Origin of the sequence: Campylobacter sp. JMF_01 NE2 (assembly GCF_027737365.1) — a bacterium.
Taxonomy (GTDB): domain Bacteria; phylum Campylobacterota; class Campylobacteria; order Campylobacterales; family Campylobacteraceae; genus Campylobacter_B.
This window is the reverse complement of sequence record NZ_JAOVTR010000002.1, coordinates 249,612-267,938: the sequence shown is the minus strand read 5'-3', so window position 1 is coordinate 267,938 and position 18,327 is coordinate 249,612. Positions and strand designations below refer to the sequence as shown.

The 18,327-nt window shown below is 38.1% G+C and carries 19 protein-coding genes; 7 read left to right on the top strand and 12 right to left on the bottom strand.

From position 1 onward, the window contains the following. Positions 1 to 88: 88 nt before the first annotated feature. Positions 89 to 1,492 carry a DUF4139 domain-containing protein gene (locus OFO01_RS04575; RefSeq protein ID WP_270859011.1) on the bottom strand — a complete coding sequence of 468 codons (1,404 nt, stop codon included), beginning with the start codon at positions 1,490 to 1,492 and terminating at the stop codon, positions 89 to 91. Positions 1,493 to 1,590: 98 nt separating this feature from the next. Between OFO01_RS04575 and OFO01_RS04570 the strand changes: the two genes are divergently transcribed. Beyond that, positions 1,591 to 2,232 (top strand): Crp/Fnr family transcriptional regulator, encoded by a 642-nt coding sequence (locus OFO01_RS04570; protein WP_270859010.1) that lies wholly within the window; start codon positions 1,591 to 1,593, stop codon positions 2,230 to 2,232. A 118-nt stretch (positions 2,233 to 2,350) separates the two neighbouring features. On the opposite strand, the gene OFO01_RS04565 is transcribed toward OFO01_RS04570, so the two are convergent. Beyond that, entirely contained in the window at positions 2,351 to 4,627 is a 2,277-nt protein-coding gene (locus OFO01_RS04565) for a hypothetical protein (protein WP_270859009.1), read from the bottom strand. A 107-nt stretch (positions 4,628 to 4,734) separates the two neighbouring features. Here OFO01_RS04565 and OFO01_RS04560 point away from each other — a divergent pair, with 107 nt between their 5' ends. Beyond that, a complete protein-coding gene (locus OFO01_RS04560; protein WP_270859008.1) occupies positions 4,735 to 5,643 on the top strand; it encodes a helix-turn-helix transcriptional regulator in 909 nt (302 codons plus the stop codon). 29 nt (positions 5,644 to 5,672) lie between these two features. On the opposite strand, the gene OFO01_RS04555 is transcribed toward OFO01_RS04560, so the two are convergent. From OFO01_RS04555 to OFO01_RS04535, 5 genes are all read right to left on the bottom strand, one after another. Further along, positions 5,673 to 5,810 (bottom strand): hypothetical protein, encoded by a 138-nt coding sequence (locus tag OFO01_RS04555; protein WP_270859007.1) that lies wholly within the window; start codon positions 5,808 to 5,810, stop codon positions 5,673 to 5,675. 38 nt (positions 5,811 to 5,848) lie between these two features. After that, a complete protein-coding gene (locus OFO01_RS04550; RefSeq protein ID WP_270859006.1) occupies positions 5,849 to 6,136 on the bottom strand; it encodes a hypothetical protein in 288 nt (95 codons plus the stop codon). Between the two features lie 67 nt (positions 6,137 to 6,203). After that, the gene (locus OFO01_RS04545) at positions 6,204 to 7,223 is read right to left on the bottom strand and encodes a restriction endonuclease (protein ID WP_270859005.1); all 1,020 of its coding nucleotides are present in this window, start codon (positions 7,221 to 7,223) and stop codon (positions 6,204 to 6,206) included. Positions 7,224 to 7,237: 14 nt separating this feature from the next. Beyond that, positions 7,238 to 7,759: a DNA-processing protein DprA gene (locus tag OFO01_RS04540; RefSeq protein WP_270859004.1), complete on the bottom strand. Its 522-nt coding sequence runs from the start codon at positions 7,757 to 7,759 to the stop codon at positions 7,238 to 7,240. Between the two features lie 66 nt (positions 7,760 to 7,825). Continuing rightward, positions 7,826 to 9,433, bottom strand: coding sequence for a WG repeat-containing protein (locus OFO01_RS04535; protein ID WP_270859003.1), 1,608 nt, complete (start codon positions 9,431 to 9,433; stop codon positions 7,826 to 7,828). A gap of 97 nt (positions 9,434 to 9,530) precedes the next feature. Here OFO01_RS04535 and OFO01_RS04530 point away from each other — a divergent pair, with 97 nt between their 5' ends. Continuing rightward, positions 9,531 to 10,145, top strand: a complete 615-nt coding sequence (locus tag OFO01_RS04530) for a DUF1643 domain-containing protein (protein WP_270859002.1) — start codon at positions 9,531 to 9,533, stop codon at positions 10,143 to 10,145. A gap of 19 nt (positions 10,146 to 10,164) precedes the next feature. On the opposite strand, the gene OFO01_RS04525 is transcribed toward OFO01_RS04530, so the two are convergent. Next, positions 10,165 to 12,162: an ATP-binding protein gene (locus OFO01_RS04525; protein ID WP_270859001.1), complete on the bottom strand. Its 1,998-nt coding sequence runs from the start codon at positions 12,160 to 12,162 to the stop codon at positions 10,165 to 10,167. A 181-nt stretch (positions 12,163 to 12,343) separates the two neighbouring features. Here OFO01_RS04525 and OFO01_RS04520 point away from each other — a divergent pair, with 181 nt between their 5' ends. Further along, entirely contained in the window at positions 12,344 to 12,520 is a 177-nt protein-coding gene (locus OFO01_RS04520; protein ID WP_270859000.1) for a YgaP family membrane protein, read from the top strand. A 32-nt stretch (positions 12,521 to 12,552) separates the two neighbouring features. On the opposite strand, the gene OFO01_RS04515 is transcribed toward OFO01_RS04520, so the two are convergent. The 4 genes from OFO01_RS04515 to OFO01_RS04500 are packed head-to-tail and all read right to left on the bottom strand — an operon-like array spanning position 12,553 to position 15,343. Further along, positions 12,553 to 13,626 (bottom strand): TRAP transporter substrate-binding protein, encoded by a 1,074-nt coding sequence (locus tag OFO01_RS04515; RefSeq protein WP_270858999.1) that lies wholly within the window; start codon positions 13,624 to 13,626, stop codon positions 12,553 to 12,555. A gap of 31 nt (positions 13,627 to 13,657) precedes the next feature. Continuing rightward, on the bottom strand, positions 13,658 to 13,891 hold the full coding sequence (locus OFO01_RS04510) for a hypothetical protein (protein WP_270858998.1): 234 nt from the start codon (positions 13,889 to 13,891) through the stop codon (positions 13,658 to 13,660). Beyond that, positions 13,881 to 14,927, bottom strand: coding sequence for a DHH family phosphoesterase (locus OFO01_RS04505; RefSeq protein WP_270858997.1), 1,047 nt, complete (start codon positions 14,925 to 14,927; stop codon positions 13,881 to 13,883). Before OFO01_RS04505 ends, OFO01_RS04510 begins: the two co-directional genes overlap by 11 nt. Beyond that, positions 14,927 to 15,343: an Rrf2 family transcriptional regulator gene (locus OFO01_RS04500; RefSeq protein WP_270858996.1), complete on the bottom strand. Its 417-nt coding sequence runs from the start codon at positions 15,341 to 15,343 to the stop codon at positions 14,927 to 14,929. The genes OFO01_RS04505 and OFO01_RS04500 overlap by 1 nt, the downstream gene beginning before the upstream one ends. A gap of 108 nt (positions 15,344 to 15,451) precedes the next feature. On the opposite strand from OFO01_RS04500, the gene rpsO reads away from it, so the two are divergent. The 3 genes from rpsO (at position 15,452) to cas9 (OFO01_RS04485) (ending at position 18,226) form a co-directional block, all read left to right on the top strand. After that, the gene (gene rpsO / locus OFO01_RS04495) at positions 15,452 to 15,724 is read left to right on the top strand and encodes a 30S ribosomal protein S15 (RefSeq protein WP_270858995.1); all 273 of its coding nucleotides are present in this window, start codon (positions 15,452 to 15,454) and stop codon (positions 15,722 to 15,724) included. A 128-nt stretch (positions 15,725 to 15,852) separates the two neighbouring features. Next, positions 15,853 to 16,425 (top strand): type II CRISPR RNA-guided endonuclease Cas9, encoded by a 573-nt coding sequence (gene cas9, locus OFO01_RS04490; RefSeq protein ID WP_270858994.1) that lies wholly within the window; start codon positions 15,853 to 15,855, stop codon positions 16,423 to 16,425. Beyond that, on the top strand, positions 16,394 to 18,226 hold the full coding sequence (cas9, locus tag OFO01_RS04485; RefSeq protein ID WP_270858993.1) for a type II CRISPR RNA-guided endonuclease Cas9: 1,833 nt from the start codon (positions 16,394 to 16,396) through the stop codon (positions 18,224 to 18,226). The genes cas9 (OFO01_RS04490) and cas9 (OFO01_RS04485) overlap by 32 nt, the downstream gene beginning before the upstream one ends. The last annotated feature ends 101 nt before the right edge of the window (positions 18,227 to 18,327 follow it).

Here is an 18,327-nt window from a genome sequence, read left to right as displayed (position 1 = left end):
AAATTTTACTAAAAATTTTACAAATCATAGGAAAAAATTCCTATGATTTTTTAAATTTAGCCCAAAATTTGGGCGCTAAACCCAAATTTCACTCGCTTCTAGCGTCGCTGATTTCATATCCGAAATTTATCGTTTTTGCCTCGCCGTTATTTAGCCTGAATTTCCAGCTTACTCGGCCCTCAGTGTCGATATTATCAGCTTTCGTGCCACTTTTATCAGTGATTTTGACTTTCTCGTCCGCGCTTAGTGGCATTTTGGCAAGTAGTTCGATATCCCAAGCCCGCTTGCTTGTGTTTTTCACCTCGTAATTCCAGCTAGAAATCGTGGTTTTTTTGGTGCCAAAAAAGTTTTCTTTGGTGTTTTTCTCATCGATTTTTTTGGTGACTTTGATTAGGCGATTTTGTCCTAAAAACACGCTAGTATCCACACCCGCAGGTATTTCTTCGCGCCAGTCTTGGCCTGCATTTACCCCGTCGATTTCGATTGTCGTAAGGGCATGGTTGAGTGGTTTTTCAAGCTTTGTTTTGGCCTGCAAAAACGCTAAATTTTGGCTGTATGCGTCGATAAAAACGCTAAATTTCGCCTCTAAAATTTGCTTGTCAAAGTCGATTTTCGCGCTCTCATTTGGCGCAATGCTTAAATTTTCAATCGTGTATGAGTTCGATAGCGTGAGCTGGGCATTTGTCGCCTGCACGGCGCGGTTGCTCATCGCAGCCCTTGGCGCGGCACTTAGCATGGCTTTTTGCATATACACGCCATCTGCTTCGTATGTTTGCCCACCGATATATTGCGCTTTAAACGGCCTTGGGGCGAGCAGGGCAGAATACGCATACGGATAAATCGCCACACTAAGCGCGTCAAGAGCCGAATTTAGCGGGTTTTTCACGCGGATTGATTGCGTGATAGCAAGCTTTTGCTTCGCTGTATCGGCGCTGATTTTCGCGCTCGCACCTTCGTTTAAAAACGCCGCGTATCGCAATGCAACGCTCTTTGGCGCGCACGCAAAGCTTAAATTCGCATGTCTCATTTGCGCACTTGGTGTGCGTGCGATTTGCTCATTTAGCGCGCTCTCATCGGCTTGAAGCTTAGCTATATTTTCAAAATCCATTAGCGCGCCCATGTAAAATTCATCTGCATTTCCGCTACCAGAACTAGCTAAATTTTTGCTAAATTCAATCTTGGCCTGGATTGCCTTTTTTTGCGCTATTACTTTTGCGAGTGCCTCTTCTAGGCGTTTTCGCTCGTCGCTTTTTATCTCATAAATCCCACTGTCTTCAAGGTTTTCTAGCTCGCACTCGCTTTTTATTTCAAGCAGACCTAAATCGAGTGTGGCAGGGATTTCTACGCTAAATTTCGCAGAGCCCGGGCTAAAAGTTTGGGTCAAAAAACTATCGTTTTGATAAATTTCGATGAAATTTTGCTTTGGTTTTTCTAGCTCGTTTGCGCCACAGAGCGCGCACGATACGATTAGTGGAAGGGTTAGGCTTTTCATTGCATCTCCTTAAAAATTTTCAAAATATTAGTAATTTAAAGTAAATGGTAGTTTAAAAGTGTAAAATGAAAGCTTTATAAAATTTTTAGGGGTGAAATATGCTAGAAGCGCAAGACTGGGAGTTTTTGAAGGGAAATTTTTGCGATAAATTTGATTTTGAGGGTGATGATTTGAGCTTGATTTACAAAAACGCGTATAAAAAGCGCCTAAGAGCAGGGCAGATAATCTATGCTAGCGAGGATTGTTTGGGCTATGTTTTGCTTCGTAGCGGGCTTTTGCGCGCATTTATCGGCACTGGGGGCAAGGAGCTGACCGTTTTTAGCATACAAAACGGCGAGAGCTGTATGATCTGTGATACTTGCAAGTTCGCCCTTGCTCAAAACCGCCTTAGCGTCGAGGCTAGAAGCGAGTGCGAGCTTATCGTAATCCCGCCAAGCATTTTCAAAATCCTAAAAGAACGCTACCCAAGCGTGCTAAATTTCGCCCTAGAAATCGTAGCCAAACGCTTTTCGCAAGTCATAATGGCTAGCGAGCAGGCGATTTTCGCGCCACTTAGCGAGCGCATAATGGGCTTTTTGCGCGAAAATTTGGGCGCAAACGGCGAAGTGTGCGCGACGCACGAAGATATAGCCAATCATATCGGAAGTGCCAGAGAGGCGGTATCGCGCGTGCTAAAAGAGATGGAAAAATCAGGCAAAATCGCCCTTAGCAGGGGCAAGGTCGTGGTGATTGAGATTTGAAATTTTGAAATTTTGCGTTTTGTTTAAATTTTGGTTTGCAAAATACTGCGCCGAAATTTTTTGAAATTTTAAAAATTTTAAAATTTGGCTAAATTTTAAAATTTAGCCAAATTTTGCGTTAAAACAGCCCCTTTAAAATCCCCTTAACAGCCTCTTTTGCCTTGTCTTCACGGCTTTTTTCTTTGGCGTTATTTTGCGCGCCAGTGTTTTGCCCTGATTTAGACCCCTTATCGCCTAAGAGTTTGTCGATACCTTTGCTGATTTCTTTGTTTAATTTTTCCTTCAAATACGCAGAATCGACGCTATATTTTGGGTTTTGCGTAGTGCCTGTGATTTGGACGCTAATATCCGTTTTTTCGATATTTGCCTTAACTGGGATATTGATTTGCTTGCTTTGGGTGTCAAATTTGCCCGCACTCACATTTAGTTTGCTTTTTTGCGCGCTCATATTTGTGTTAAAAGTGATTAAATTTTGCACGATTGTGCCGTCTAAGGTTACATTATTATAAACTTCGCCGGCTAAATCGCGACCTAAAATTTTGCTTACAACGCCCATAAAATCGCTACTTTTTAGGCGTCCTTGATTTATGAGGGAGTTGAATTTACCCTTTTTTGACTTTGTGTTGTAGCTAAAATCCATGTCCCCAACGCCGTCGTAAATGTGGCGCACACCAAGCATATCGGTCAGGTCTTTGACTGCGAATTTCGTGAGTTTGACGCTGACATCATCGTTTATCATTTTGCCGTTCATCGCTCCGCCAAGGATATTTGACGCAAACGAAACGGCAAAATTTTTAGGCTTGTAATCAATTTTGCCGTTTGCGTTAAATTTGCCAAACAGCTCAATGCCAGTTAAAAATTTCATTTTGGTTAAATTTGGCACATTTACGCTATAATCGGCGTTTAGAGTGCTAGTTTTGAGATTGTAGGTGCCTGAAATTTTGTCGAAATTCGCCAAATCTGAGCCAAGTTTGGCGGTAAAATTAGCAAGCGAGTTTTTGATATTTGCACCCAAATTTAGGCTAAATTTCGTATCGCTTGGGAAAGATTTGCCACTAAGTTTGTCGAGGTATTTTTTATAAAGCACGCCATTAGCGATATTTGCGCTAAGTTCGCCATTTATTCCAGAATCTAGATTTAGCTTAGCTTCGCCGTTTATCGCGCCATTTCCGATAGCTTCCATGCCCAAAAATGAGGTTATAACTGCCAAATTTAGCGATTTTGCGCGCACGCTTAGCGCGCTAAGGTTGCCACTAGCTATCAAATTTCCGCCAAGCGCGTCGAGATTTAGGGCTAGGTTAGCTAGTTTGCCCGATTTTAGCGTGATATCAGCCACGCCCTTGCCAGAGCCTGAAAATTTCTGCCCTGTGATGTGAGAGAGTTTGGCAAAGTCACTAATAGCGAAATTTGCGCTTGCTTTGCCGTCTTTGCTAGGCGCATTATACGCGCCATTTATCACGGCTTTAAGGCCGTTTTTAAAGGCGTTTATGTTTGTGTTTTTTAGCGTGAAATCCTTAAAATCGCTGATTAGCTCGCCACTAGCGAGTAAATCGCCAGAGGTTTCGAAATTTATGATTTTGGCTAAATTTTTAAGCTCAGGCACGCTTAGGGTAAAATCGCTTTGAAGGGTGCGTTTTTGCATATCAAAAACGCTTTGTTTCGCGCTTAAATTTGCCAAATTTGAGCTGATTTCGCTCGTGGCTTTGGCGATACCCTCGCTCACGCTGATATCGGAGTTTAGCGCGATTTTAACGCCACTTGGGATAGTTATATTTAAATCTTTTAGCGCCTTTTCATTTAGCAATAAATTTTGCGATTTTATGGTCGCACTGCCCTCTGGTGTGCCGTTTGTGGCGATGATATTGGAGTTAATGGCGACATTTCCGGTGGCGTAAAGTGGCTGACCTGCCACGGCTAAAATTTTGGCGACATTTAAATTTGGCGCTACGATTTGCAGGTCTGTGGGCATAAAATCTGTGAGATTAGCTAGAAATTTCACATCGCTATCAAATGCCCGTCCTGCGCCGTTTGCGCTGATTTTTTGCATATTTCCTAGCACGCGACCATTTAGCGAAATCGCTTCCCCGTCAAGTGCTACGCCAAAGCTTTTTAGATCTTTTGCATTTAGCTCGTAGTTTGTGTCGAAGCTTTTGGAAAAAATGTCGTATTTGCCCACCAAATGAGCCGAAATTTCGCCATTAATTAGCGCCGTAATATCGAAATCGTCGCAGTTAAGGTCGAATTTATCTAGCTTAATATCAAAGCCCGTTTTTTGCGAAAGGTATCGCTCGATATATGGCTTAGTGATAGAGTTGCCAAAATCGCTCCAAAGTAGCGCGAAAACCCCGCCAAAAATCAATCCGATAAAAACCAAAATTCCTATGATATATTTCATAATCTGCCCTTTAAAATTTTTCTTCGATTTTATCGCATTAGATTAAAATTTTATGCCAAAAATTTTGATAAAATAGGGCAAAATTTACTAAATTTCAAGGATTTTTCATGCTACCGCTAAAACAAGTGGAAAATAAAAAAAATAAAAGATTAAATCAAATTTTTGAATTCATCAAATCTCGCCCCGCAAAAACGCAAGAATTAGCCCAAATTTTCGGTGTCAATGCAAAGACGATAGGTAGAGATATGGAGATTTTAAAGGGTTATGGCGTGGTGAAAGAGGGGTGGAGCTGGAAATACGACCCTAGCGCGCAAATGCGGGATTTAAGCGACGAGGAGAGGCTGGTGCTAAGCCTGATAGCAAGTTTGTGCGAAAACATATCCTCTGACTTTTATTTCAAAAATAGCGAGCTGATTTCTGGGCTACTTGGAGGCATGGACGAGCAGATTTTGGCGTTTTTTGGCAACGAAAAGCTGGATAAAAAATCAATAGAAAAATTTAGTCTTGTCCAAAAAGCGATAAAAAACAAAAATATCATCAAATGCACTTACGGCAAGCATGAATTCAAAGCAAAACCCCTAAAAATCGCGTTTTTGGAGGGGTTTTGGTATTTGTTTGTGTTCGATTGCGGCGAAGGGGATAGGTTTAAGAAATTTCATTTCAAAGATATCGAAAATATAAAAATCACGCCCGAGGTTTTCAAAACATCCGCACAGGTGCAAAAGCGCATAAAACAGGCGCGCTCGGTGTGGTTCGAGCTCGAAGATAAATATAGGGCGAGGCTGTGGATAGATGAAGTGATCGCGAAGTATTTTAGGCGCAAACCATATATCAACTGCGATTTTACAAAGGAGTGCGAGGACGGCTCGATCGAGATTGAGTTTGGGTTTAGCAATCCTATGGAGGTCAAACCGCTGATTTATCGGTTTTTGCCACATATCAAGGTCGTCGAACCAGCCTGGCTAAATGATGAGATAAAGGCGCAAATCGCGGGGTATTTAGGCGAGATAAGCTAGTCTTGCAAACTTTGCTTATCTCGTGATTATCACAAATAACCAGCTTCAAGCCTATCGTTTATGCCATCTAGTCTGTGCTCTAAATCGATTATTGTATTTTCTAAAACCGCTATTTTCGCTTCTAAATTTGATATTTTTTTCTCTAAATTTCGCTCGTTGTCTTGCACATCGATTATCGTGTCTTTTAGAAATTCTATATCGTTTTTTAAATCCGATACTCTTTTTTTAAACTATCATCGTAGTATGGCGAATAATCAGTAATTTTTCTATCGCCAACTTTGAAATCTTTGATTATTTGTATAGCTTCTTCTTCGTCCTTTACACTAAATGTGCCAAAATGAGCACCTGCCGGTCTGAAAAGACCAAAACTAATCTTGTTTTCTTTCGTATCGATAAGGCAAGCCATTCCACGGCTATCATTAACAAACGCATTTGAGCCTTGTTTTCTTTGTAAAGCACCGATTTCTAGCGGGAATTTGTCTAAATTTAGCATATTTCTATCCTTTTAATTTAACGTGAATTTTAAAGAATTTAGCCAAGCTAGGCTTGGCTAAATTTGGTCATATTTTTATTCCAGCAGAGATTATCATTTTGGCAAATTCTATGCCAGTAATAAGTCTTATTTTATTTTCTTTTGCTAAATTTATGGCTTCTTGCGAATACCTATCTGCTGTCGAAACTACCCAATATTGCCTGAAATAATCATCTTCGGCAATTTGCTTTATTTCGGCATATTCTTTTATCTGAGTTACAGCCCAATCATTGGTTTGACCTTCGTGAAATTTCGCTTGAACATTAATAACTGTTTTTATATTATCAAAAACAGCCATCACATCAACATCATCATTGTTTTCTTTATCGGATCTATTTTTTGACGGGATAACTACTTCTATTGCACCTATTTTTTCAAAATATGTTTTTACAAGATTTTCAAATTTATCAGGGTTTAAATTTTTTAAAATTTCACTATGCAAAATTTTAGCCATTTTTTCAATCGCCTCTGATAAATTTGCATTTTTTCGGCTTAGTGCATTTTCTACACTATCTGCCAAATCATCGATTTTTGCCATAGTTTGTCTAATTTTCATACGAGCGGTTAGGGCACTATCTGCATGTTCGGCACGGGATAATTTTGCTAAAATTTTTACCTTTCTAACATAGCCTATATCTATAAAATCATCGCTATTTTCTAATTTTATTCTGCTATTTTCTCGTATGATTTTTTTATCGCCCAAATTAGGCAAATTTACACTCTCATCTGAAATCAGCAAGGCATCACCTTCTATTTTACAAATCCAAAATTCACCGCCGTCTTTTGGGACTACGACTATATCGTCTTTTTTCATATTTGTTACAAAATACCATAGATTATATTTGGCTCGATATTTTTTTATCCAATCCAACTCTGGACTAATTTCCATATTGTCTAAAAATCTCATATAACCATCGTCAGCCAAGACTTTTTGTAAAAAATCTTTGTTTGAATAGTCAGAAAATCCGATTGAGATATATCCTTCTTTTTCTAACAACGGGTAAGAAACATTTTTACCGTTTGAAATTCTATGTAACCAGTAACTCATAAATACTCCTTTTATTAAATTTTTACTATCTTTTTATTTGCTTCTTCGGCTCTTTTTATGGTATTTAAAACACCAGAACTATTGTATCTGTAAAATGCCAGTAAAAAGCCTTCATCATCTATCAAATCAACCATAGCTTGATTTCTAGCGAGATAACCAAAGTGGTAGTTCCCGCCGTTATAGTCTTTTTTGATTTCTCTTACTTCGACTTTGTTGTATTGTAGAATTTCATCATATTTTATGGCAGATTTTTTTTGCCTTTTATGCCATTTTATGGAGTTTGGCACACATAAAATAAGTTTTTTGTTTAGCTCTATTGCAATATCGGCAAAAATCTCATCGCCACCCCTTGCCATACCACTTACAAAAATAACATCTTCATTTTCGATATTTGGAATTTCTTTTTTCAAAGCATTAAAAATATCTTTTTTAGCGATTTCATAAGCCTCTTCATTGTAAGTTCTAAGAGTTTCATCGACTACTGGCAAAGATAGTGCTTTTTCTATCTTTACATGACCTGTTAAAGCAATTACCATTTTAAATCCTTTCATAAAAAATTTTTTGATTATATCCCCCCCCCAGCTTTAAATTTGCTGTTTTTATCATGAAAAAAATCGCAAACCAAAATACTCAGTTTTTTCATCTATATTCTTGAAAAAACCTATTTTATCGTAAATGCAAGGGGTTATCTCTTTGCCGTTTTTATCGCATAGTCCCCATTTGTCATTTTTTTTGAGTTGGACTACGCTTTGATATTCATACCAAAATATCTCATCATATCTGAGCGGTAGTATAAATTCGCCTTTTCTGTTTATTACGCCATATTTTTCATTTTTACACAAAATTGCAAAATCATCCTCCAATGGCTTGGCCTCATCGTATATGAAATCCACCAAAACATTGCCCTCATTATCAATCATTCCCCATTGCTCTGTCACAAAATTTTCTTTTTCATCGCAAATTGTGATGCAAGCACTATCCCAAGTAAAATCTCTAAAATTTTTTATGGTGTTATAAATACAAGGAGCCAAAAATTCGCCTTTTTTATTTATCAATCCTTTATAGATATGGCTATATATGTCATTTTTAATTTTTGTTTCTTGGCTTACAACGGCAACTCCGTGATTAAAAATAAAAGGCTTATCAAATTTTAGTGCGATAACAAATATGCCTTTTTTGTCAATCGCTCCAAATTTGCCATTTAACCCTACACAAGCAAGTTCGTCTCTAAAATAATCAGCAAAATCATAGATACAAGGTATAACTTCTTGCCCCGATCTGTCTATATAGCCGTATTTGCCATCTTTGCTAACAAGGCTCATATCATCGTGAAAAGCCTCAATAACATCGTAGATAAATGGAGTTATAACTCTGCCGTTGTGGTTGATAATACCCATTAAATTGTTGTTATCATGGGCAACAATCAAGTCTTCATAAATAATATCGATATAGCTATAAATGCAAGGTACAAGAATCTTGCCTTTATCGTCTATAAGGCCATATCTGCCACCATATTCAATCATAAATAATGCTCTTTGCGGTTGGGATAAACATAACTGATTGATATCATCGTAGATACAAGGGATAATCTCATTGCCTTTCATATCGATATAGCCAAATTTGTTGTTTTTTTTGCTTTTTATAAAATTAGATTTTAATTCGTGGTTATAGCGTATAAAAAGTTCTTGATGCAAATATGTATAATTTCCTACACTATCATACTCAAATGGAATAATAACTTTTCCAAATTTGTCGATAAATCCCCATTTGCCGTCTTTGTTCGCACCAAAAAAGTTGTCTTTGCAAAAGAAAATGCCATCAAATACACAAGGAATAATCTCTTTGCCAAAATTATCTATAATACCACGCTTTCCCGATTTATTGACTATGAAGAGTATCTCATCGTGGGTGTATATATAGTCGTAGATAAAATCCGCTATCAAATTTCCCTTTTTGTCAAAAAGTCCGCATTTTCGACCAAGTTTAATGGCAACGATAAAATTTTTGTATAAGTGAATTTCATCGTAAATGCACGGGATTATCAAATTTGCATTTTCGTCGCAAACTCCATACATAAAATCTTTCATTACAGTTGTCATACCATACCCACAGCGTATCACGCCATCATATTCACAAGGGATAATCTCATTGCCGTTTTCGTCTATTAAGCCAATTTTTCCATCTTTTTTTATCGCTGCTGCATTTTTCATTTCCGCCCCTTTTTAAAATTTTTTGCGATTTTAACAGAAAAGATAGACATTTTTTGTCAAATTTGCCTGCTAAAATTGCAAATTCAAAGGAGATAAAATGACATATTTACGAGACATTACCGCTATCTATCCGAGCCAGTATCGCCCCACAATCTGCGAAAAAGTAGAAGCTAGCGACGCTAGATTTTACAGATACATACTAGAAAAACGCCCTAGCAAAGAGAGTGCAAATGACAAAAAACTGCTAATCTTGCTAAGCAACCCCCAAGAATCCGACCTTTATATCTGCAACGAAAAAATGCGAAAAATCATCGAATTTTGCGAAGCTAGCGGCTATAATGGATACTGCGTGCTTAGCATTTATCCGCTAATAAGTTCAAATCCTGCGAATTTAAGCGAAAAGCTCTATGATAAATGCGATGCGCTGTATAATTTAAATTTGATAAAATCCAAAATCAAAGCCGATTTTAGCGATATTTGGTTAGCTTATGGCGAGTATGAATTACCGAAATTTATGGTGGAAATTTTGGTTGAAATTTTAAATTTTGCCAAAAAATCTGGGAAAAATTTTTTCACGATAAATGGCAAAATATCTGGGCTTTCGCACTTCAAAAACGGCGTCAATCAAAAGATTGAAGTAGGTGAATTGCAAAAGTTTGAAGGCTTGGAGTCTGAAATTGAAAGATTAGAAAAAATCATAAAATTTGGCTGAAATTCAGCCAAATTTCGCTTTAAATAAAGCCGATTTTGCCCGCTAGCGCATTATGATTTTTATGCGAAATTTCGCTTTCCAGCCGGTCGATAAAATCATCTGCGCTCGCGATAGGGGCGAATTTATGCGCGCGCATAATGGCGGCGAAATCGCCCGGCGTGAGAAAGGCTAAATTTGCTAGTCGCTTTTTTGCCGAATTTGTGATTTTCACACCCATGGCCACGCAGCCCTTTTCAAGTAGTCTAAGTGCTTGTTTTGCGCTTAGATAGTCAAATTTTAGCTTCATATCAAACCTGCGCAAGCTAGCCTCATCAAGCGTGTCGATTAGATTGGTCGTGGCGATAAAGATTCCGTCGAAATCTTGCATTTGCGTTAGCATTTCATTGACTTGGGTGATTTCCCACGAGGCACGCGCACCGCGTCTGTTTTGCAAAAAGCTATCGACTTCGTCGAAAACCAGCACTGCTTTTTTCTTTTTTGCTTGCTTAAACGCCATGGCGATATTTTGCTCGGTTGCGCCTACATAGGCATCTAGCAAGTCGCTAGCGGTTTTGATAATCAACTCTTTGCCTAGCTCTTTTGCCAAAAATTTCGCAAACTCGCTTTTGCCAGTCCCGCTAGGTCCGTAAATGCAAATCCTAGCGCTTTTTGCCGTTTTTAACTCGGTGCTTAAATTTGTCAAATTTAGCGCCGAATTCACACAGGCTATGTCATAATTTGGCGAAATTTTGATTTTTTGTTTTTTCTTTTTTGTGCCGAAATTTTCGCCAAACTGCGCCTTTAAATTTCCAAAAATGAGATTTTTGAAAATTTCATCTTTATCTCCGTTCTGGATATTTGAAACGACTTTTGTTGCGCCAGAAATCAGCGCAGGCGAGATTTGGGGGATTTTGGCTAGTTTTTTGGCTGTGCGCTCGCAAATATGGTTTTGGGCGTATTTTTGGATAATTTCGAGCCTTTTGCGCTTTGGCGGCAAAGAAAACTCAATCACCATATCAAATCGCCTAATATAGGCATTATCCATGCACTCTATGTTATTTGTAACCCAAAATGTCGGCACGGCGTTGGATTCTAGCGTGCGATTTATCATGGCTTTGGAGATATCGTTGCTTTTAAATACATCCTCGACTTCATCGAACATTATCAAAGCCTCGTGCGATTTTAGAATTTTGTCTGTGAATTTAATCTTGCGAAATCTAGCGTCGCCCTTTTCGGAGCGAAAGTCATCGTCATCGCAATATGGGATTTCGTATAGGCTTTTGCCTACGCTTTTGGCAAACATTTTGACAAATTCTGTCTTGCCAGTGCCCGGCTCGCCATAAAGCAAGATATTTGTGCCTTTTAGCCCACGCGATACGAAGCTTTTTAGGCTATCTTCATCGATTTTGAGATAGTCGTAATCGCTAAAATTTAGCTCGCAATCGCCACATTTGCGCAAATAGTATGAAAACAAATACTCAATATCTGTGCCACTTTCGACCATTTTGTATGGGAAATTCTCATCGGCGTAGTCAAGTATTTCGTCTATGCTGGGTTTGTAGTTGTTGTGGCACAGTTTATTAAAAATATAGCTACTCATCAAATTTGATTTTCTATCCAGTGCCTTTCTTACGGCGTCTTGGTCTAAATTTAAGATTGTTGCGATAGCGTAGTGTAGATTTGCGCTAGTGATTTTATCTGTGTATCTGCACCCTCTAAAAAAGTTGTGATTGTCAAATACGCGAACGCATATCGAAAATTCGAGTATATCGCGCTCGGTCTGGTTTAGATTTAAAAATTTGCAAATGAAATTTAGGTTGTCATCTAAAATTTTATAGGTTTTTAAATTTTTGTTTTCATATTTACTAAGCTCGGATTTGATGAAATTTTTATCAACTTTGTTTTGTGAGCCTTCGAAATCATACTCGATTTCCTCTTCTTTGTCGAACATTTTGTATTCGTTGATATAGGCTATCGTCCTTAAAACCCAAAGTCTGAACTTTTCGCTAATCTCAAATGGCACGCCTGAATTTCGCATTTTCTATCCTTTCTTTTAAATTTCGATTGGATTTTACTCAAAATTTCAGACACTTTTGTGTCAAATTTAGCCACGAAAATTTTTAAATTTGACAAATTTTCGGTGATTTTATCACTATGAGAGCGCTCTTAAAATGCTATAATCGCGTCAAATTCGTAAAATTTAGAAAAAAGGAGAGAGTATGCAAAGCATAAAAAGCCGTATGATTCGCATAGTAATCGGCGCGATAATCATGGTAGTCGGGGCGTTTTATCACAGCTGGTGGGGCGCAGTGGGGCTAGTGCCGTTTGTCGTGGGGGTAAGTGGATTTTGTCCTGCGTGCTATTTTTTGAATCGTTGCAAACTGCCACAAAATTAAAATTTAAAAGTAGGGCAAGCTTGCCCTACAAATTAATTTGAAGTATTTGAATCGCTTGAAGTGTTGTTGATATAGGCGTTTGTGCTGATTTTGTTCCACTCGCGGCCGATTTTTAAAAAGGCTCTTTGGCTATCTAAAATCTCTTTGAAAAGCGGATCTTTCGCGCTTTCTTCATCTAAAATTTCATTTGTCGCGCTTTTTAGTTTTTCGACTACATCGGCTGGGAAATTGCGGACTTGCACATTTGGAAACTGCGCTTTAAGCTCTGCCCAAATTTTAGAATTCTCATAAAAGCCCTTGTTTTGGAAATTTTCGCCAGCTAGGCGTGTTGCTGCTTCGATGATAGCTTGCAAATCAGCAGGAAGCTTCTCGAAAGCCTTTAAATTCACCAAAATTTGGCAATCCCCAGCTGGTTCTTGCCAGCCTGTGTAGTAGTAGTTCGCCACTTTGTGGAAGCCAAGAGGCATATCATACACCGGGCTTACCCACTCCACAGCGTCGATTGTGCCCATTTCTAGCGCCATAAATAGCTCGCCAGTTGGGACAGTGTTTATCGTAGCGCCTAATTTGCTCATTACCTCGCCACCAAAGCCAGGAATTCTAAATTTAATGCCTTGCAAATCAGCTAACGAGTTGATCTCTTTTTTGAACCAACCGCCCATTTGCATGCCGGTTGAGCCCATTAGAAATGTCTTCATGCCATACGCGCTAAACATTTTATCATTTAGCTCTTTTCCGCCACCATAATAATACCAAGCGTGTTGCTCATCAGTAGTCATACCAAACGGCACGGCAGTCCATAGCATGGTCTTTGCGTCCTTGCCTTTGTAGTAATACAGCGAAGTATAGCCTAAATCATACTGACCGCTTTTGACAAAATCAAAAACACCAAAGCTGGCTTTGTGCTTTGACGGAGTGTCGATACGGATTTCCAATCGTCCGCCACTTAGCTCTTCGGCGTATTTTTTAAACTCATTAGCCGCGTCGCCAAGGACAGGCATGGTGCTTTCCCAGGTGCTAGCTAGGCGCAAGCGGTATTTTTTATCCGCTGCGAAAGCGTGTGTCGAAAAAAGCATTACAAATGCTAAAACTAAAAATTTTTTCATAAAATCTCCCTCCAATAAATTTTTTAAAATTTTAATTAAATAATTCAGGTTTGTTTGCGCGCAAAAACTCAACCACAGCGATTGGCTCGTCTGCACCCTGTGCGTCTGAGTTTTGCAAAACAGCGTCGATATTTTCGATATAGGCTTGCGCGGCGACTTGGAGTTTGTCGCGTCTGACGCCAGCGTAGATTAGCATGGCTTCGAGTGTGATATTTAGCTCGTAGATTAAATCATCGTTGCTTAAATTTTCGTTTTCAGATTTCATTGTCTGCCTTTTGGGTTTTTAAATTTATGAGTTGTTCGATTTGGGACTTTATCGCTTCGTATGAATTCGCGTCTTTAAAACCGATGAAAATCCCGCCACTAGCGTTCGCGTGTCCGCCACCGCCAAGTAGATTTTTCGCCATTGCACTCACATCGACTTTGCCGTTTGCGCGAAAACTTAGCGTTTTTTTCGAGGTTACATCGATGAAAAAATCAATATCTGGGTTTTTGACCAAAAAATCGTTTCCGATGACGCTGACATTGCCGATATTATAGGTCAAAATGCCCTTAAAGCCCTCGTATTCGATACTAAATCTCTCTTTTTGTGCGCCAAGAAGAGTTACGACATAATCTGAGATTAGGTTGCTTAGCGTGTCGTTTCGCTCACTATTAAAAAAGCTTTTTTTGATAGCGTGAAGCGCGTCATCTAGGGCTATGTGAGGCTCATTTAAATTTTGAAATTCAAAAATTTTATTTAGCAAAAAATTTATATACTCTCTGCTTTGCTCTTCAAACATGATTTTGTTGATCTCTTTTGCATTTGAAACCATACCAAGGCAAACCTTGCCAAGCTCGAATTCGCTCTCATCTTTTAGCCAGATATCGACTGCATTTACGACCTTGACAAATTTCGCTAGCTCTTCGTCCTCGCCAAAAATCGCGCTGAAAAAATCATAGGTGATTTTGGTAGCGCAGCGAGAATTATCTAGTAGATACCAAGGGTGCTTCTGTGCGCACTCTGCGCCACTTTGGTGATGATCGAGCAAGAAAATTTTGGCGTTTTTTTGCGCTAATTGTGTTTGAAATTTCTCGCACTGAGCGGGGAGCAAATTTAGATCAGTTATCAAAACAAGTGATTTTGCGTCTGGGTTAGTTTGCAAATTTTCATCGATTTTGCCCAAAATTTGGTCAAATTTTTCGACGATTTCTTTGCCATAATTTGCGTTAAAAAACTCCACGCCACTAAGGTAGTGCGCGACTACGAGCTGGGCAGAGTATCCGTCTAAATCGGTGTGGCTTAGGTGGTAAATTTTCATTAACGCTCTTTTTTGATAATGTCTTGCAAGGTGACATTTTGCATATACTCATCGACTTTGTCTTGAAGCTCGTTAAACATGAGATTTACGCGACACAAAGCCCGTCCGTTTGGGCAGCCTTTGGTGCCTTCTTGTGTGCAATCAAAAATCGAAGCTTTGCGTTTTTCGGCGCTTGTAATGATTTCAAGTAGGGTGATTTCGCTAGGTTTTTTGGCTAGACTAAATCCGCCTTTGGCACCTTTAAATGAGTTTAAAAGCTTGCTTCTAGCTAGGCTTTGCAAAATTTTGGCTAAAAAACTGCGTGAAATTTGAAGTTTTTCAGATATCGTATCGACATCCACAGACTCGCTATTTTGATTTTGAGCTATGCAAATCATCGCAAGTAGGGCGTATTCTGACGCTTTTGTAAAGAGCATTTTCTCTCCTTTTTTGATAAATCCGACTATTTTACCCAAAAAAAGCAAAAATTTAGGTAAATTTAGTATAATTACCGCTTATTTTATTTCACCGATCAGGAGGTCATTATGGCTTTAGACACGGCTCAAAAAGCACAAATAGTTGCGAAATTCGCTAGAAAAGAGAAAGATACAGGTTCAGCAGAGGTGCAAATCGCGCTACTTTCTGCAAAGATTGCATATCTTACAGATCATATCAAAGCAAATCCAAAAGATTTCTCATCTCGCCTTGGACTACTTAAAATCGTAGGTCAAAGAAAAAGAATGATGAAATATCTAAAAAACAAAGATTACGCTACATATTCAAAACTAGTTGCAGAACTTGGTTTAAGAGATAAATAATTTCAGTTTTTATTTTGTCTTAAAGCGCGTCTAGCCCCGCTAGATGCGCTTTTTTTATGCTTATTTTTTTTATTTTTAATTAAATTTGTTGTAAAATTTGCTTTTTTGAATTTTACAAAGGATAAAAAATGCGTAAAATCGGTTTTGACATTGGGATTTCAAGTATCGGCTGGGCGCTAGTTGATACAGGCGAAAGCGATAATGAATTTGAGATTATTGATTGTGGTGTGAGAATTTTTGAAAAAGCTGAAAATCCAAAAGATGGTTCGTCTCTTGCTTTGCCTAGGCGCGAGGCAAGAAGCGCAAGGCGTCGTCTTGCAAGGCGAAAAGCAAGATTAAATGCTGTCAAAAGGCTACTTTGCAAAGAATTTGATATTAAATTTAACGATTTTATTATGCAGGGCGAAAATTTGCCGAAGATTTTCGCTACTGATAAAAACACGTTAAATCCGTGGCAACTTCGCAAATTTGCGTTGGAGCGAAAACTAGATAAATTTGAACTTGCAAGAGTGATTTTACATATCGCAAAACACCGCGGATATGATGATTTGCGGTATTTTGGCGATAGTGATGACGCAGATAGTAAAAAAGTCTTAGGTGCTATTTCAAAAAATAAAAAATTTACTGAGCGTGGTTTTAAAACAGCTTCTAATATGCTTTTAAACGATTTTGAAAAAAAAGGAAATTTCAAGTATTCGTAACCGCGACAAAGACGGAGCGGGGAATTATGAAAATTCAATTCCACAAAGTCTAAACAAAGAAGAACTTACGCTAATTTTAGAAAAACAAGCCGAATTCGGCTATAAATTTAGCGAAAATTTTGCACAAAATCTCATACAAAAGGTCTTTTACTCTCGTCCATTAAAAGACTTTGAAAATAAAGTTGGCAAATGTATTTTTTACGAAAAAGAAAAAAGAGTGGCAAAATTTACGCCATTGGCACAAGAATTTATCGCTTTAACTAAGATTATAAATACGCTTATAAATATCTACAAAGACACAGGCGAAATTTTGCAACAAGAAAAAATTATAGAAATTTTAAATCTTGCAAAATCAAAAGGCGAATTTAAATATAAAGATTTGGCAAAAGCACTGAATTTGCAAAATTACAAAATTAAAGGCTCAAAAAAAGATGATTTAAGCGATATTTTTATAGATTTTAAAAAATATAAAAAATTTACTCAAATTTGCTCTGAAAAATTTGGTGGTGAATTTTGCGATGTTTTTAATGATAAATTTAATGATATTGCACGAATTTGCACCTATAAAAAGGATTTTGACAGCCTTAAAATCGCTCTTAGTAAGTATGAATTTGATGACGAGCAAATAAACGAGCTTTTAAAACTAAAATTTAGCACAAATATCGAGCTAAGCGAAAAAGCGTTAAGGCAAATTTTGCCTTTGATGATGAGTGGCAAACGATATGACGAGGCGTGTAAAGAAGCAAATTTAACTCTAAAAATTCGTGAAAAAAGCGAAAATTTACCACCGCTTTGCGACACGCCACACGGAGCAAGTCTGACAAATCCGGTCGTAGCAAGGGCTGTGAGCGAATATCGAAAAGTTTTAAATTCTATTATCAAAAAGCACGGGCTGGTTCATCAAATTTATTTTGAGCTTACGCGCGAAGTCGGTAAAAATTTCGCTAGCAGAAACGAAGCGATAAAAAAACAAAACGAAAATTTTGCCAAAAACGAAGCCGCGAAAAATCGTCTAGAACAATATGGACTTGAAATAAATAGCGCAAATATCCTAAAAATGAAGCTTTTCATCGAGCAAAATGAGTTTTGCGCTTACAGCGGAGAAAAAATCACGCGTGAAGATTTATTAGATCCCAAAAGGCTTGAAGTTGATCATATTTTGCCGTATTCTAGGAGTTTTGACGATAGCCAGAGTAATAAAGTTTTGGTTTTTATTTCGCAAAATCAAGAGAAGAAAAACCGCACGCCTTTTGAGTGCTGGGGAAATACGCCAAAATGGGAATTTATCAAAAATTTTGCCGAAATTCACTACAAAAAGGCAAATCCAGCCAAATTTAAAAAGCTTTTAAACAGTGATTTTAAAAGCCGTGAGCAGGGTTTTCGTGCGAGCAACTTAAACGATACTTCTTATTTAAATCGCCTTATTATGAACTATACGAAAGATTATCTGAAATTTTTGCCGTTAAAATCTGAAAATTCTCGCCATGTTTATTCGATAAACGGCGGTTTTACTACACCGCTTCGTAGATTTTTAGGGCTTGAAGAAAAAAATCGCAACACTCATTTGCACCACGCACAAGATGCCCTTATAGTCGCACTTTGCAACGAAAAAATGAATAAAGCGTTTAATGAATTTATGAGCCATATCGAAACCAAAAAACTTTTAGAGAGTTCAAAAGATGAATTTGGCGAATTTGACAAAGAAAAATATAAAGAAATTTTGCAAAATAGGCTCGATAAAGATGAGCGAACAAAGAAAAAACTTCGCCTTGATGATTTTATTTATTTAGAAAAATTTTAGAAAAAATGTTGAAAAGGCACTTAGTAAAATTTTCGTTTCCAAACCACCACGAAAAAAGGTTACAGGGGCGTTACATTTAGAAACCGTCGCCTCAAAAGAGC

Bases quoted from the DNA above. Each gene is read 5' to 3' on its own strand.
- OFO01_RS04550 (WP_270859006.1), bottom strand. From the start codon at position 6,136: ATGCTAAATTTAGACAAATTCCCGCTAGAAATCGGTGCTTTACAAAGA.
- OFO01_RS04540 (WP_270859004.1), bottom strand. From the start codon at position 7,759: ATGGTAATTGCTTTAACAGGTCATGTAAAGATAGAAAAAGCACTATCT.
- OFO01_RS04515 (WP_270858999.1), bottom strand. From the start codon at position 13,626: ATGAAAAAATTTTTAGTTTTAGCATTTGTAATGCTTTTTTCGACACAC.
- OFO01_RS04525 (WP_270859001.1), bottom strand. From the start codon at position 12,162: ATGCGAAATTCAGGCGTGCCATTTGAGATTAGCGAAAAGTTCAGACTT.
- OFO01_RS04560 (WP_270859008.1), top strand. From the start codon at position 4,735: ATGCTACCGCTAAAACAAGTGGAAAATAAAAAAAATAAAAGATTAAAT.
- OFO01_RS04565 (WP_270859009.1), bottom strand. From the start codon at position 4,627: ATGAAATATATCATAGGAATTTTGGTTTTTATCGGATTGATTTTTGGC.
- OFO01_RS04570 (WP_270859010.1), top strand. From the start codon at position 1,591: ATGCTAGAAGCGCAAGACTGGGAGTTTTTGAAGGGAAATTTTTGCGAT.
- OFO01_RS04500 (WP_270858996.1), bottom strand. From the start codon at position 15,343: ATGCTCTTTACAAAAGCGTCAGAATACGCCCTACTTGCGATGATTTGC.
- cas9 (WP_270858994.1), top strand. From the start codon at position 15,853: ATGCGTAAAATCGGTTTTGACATTGGGATTTCAAGTATCGGCTGGGCG.
- OFO01_RS04545 (WP_270859005.1), bottom strand. From the start codon at position 7,223: ATGAGTTACTGGTTACATAGAATTTCAAACGGTAAAAATGTTTCTTAC.
- OFO01_RS04520 (WP_270859000.1), top strand. From the start codon at position 12,344: ATGCAAAGCATAAAAAGCCGTATGATTCGCATAGTAATCGGCGCGATA.
- OFO01_RS04510 (WP_270858998.1), bottom strand. From the start codon at position 13,891: ATGAAATCTGAAAACGAAAATTTAAGCAACGATGATTTAATCTACGAG.
- OFO01_RS04575 (WP_270859011.1), bottom strand. From the start codon at position 1,492: ATGAAAAGCCTAACCCTTCCACTAATCGTATCGTGCGCGCTCTGTGGC.
- OFO01_RS04535 (WP_270859003.1), bottom strand. From the start codon at position 9,433: ATGAAAAATGCAGCAGCGATAAAAAAAGATGGAAAAATTGGCTTAATA.
- OFO01_RS04505 (WP_270858997.1), bottom strand. From the start codon at position 14,927: ATGAAAATTTACCACCTAAGCCACACCGATTTAGACGGATACTCTGCC.
- OFO01_RS04530 (WP_270859002.1), top strand. From the start codon at position 9,531: ATGACATATTTACGAGACATTACCGCTATCTATCCGAGCCAGTATCGC.
- rpsO (WP_270858995.1), top strand. From the start codon at position 15,452: ATGGCTTTAGACACGGCTCAAAAAGCACAAATAGTTGCGAAATTCGCT.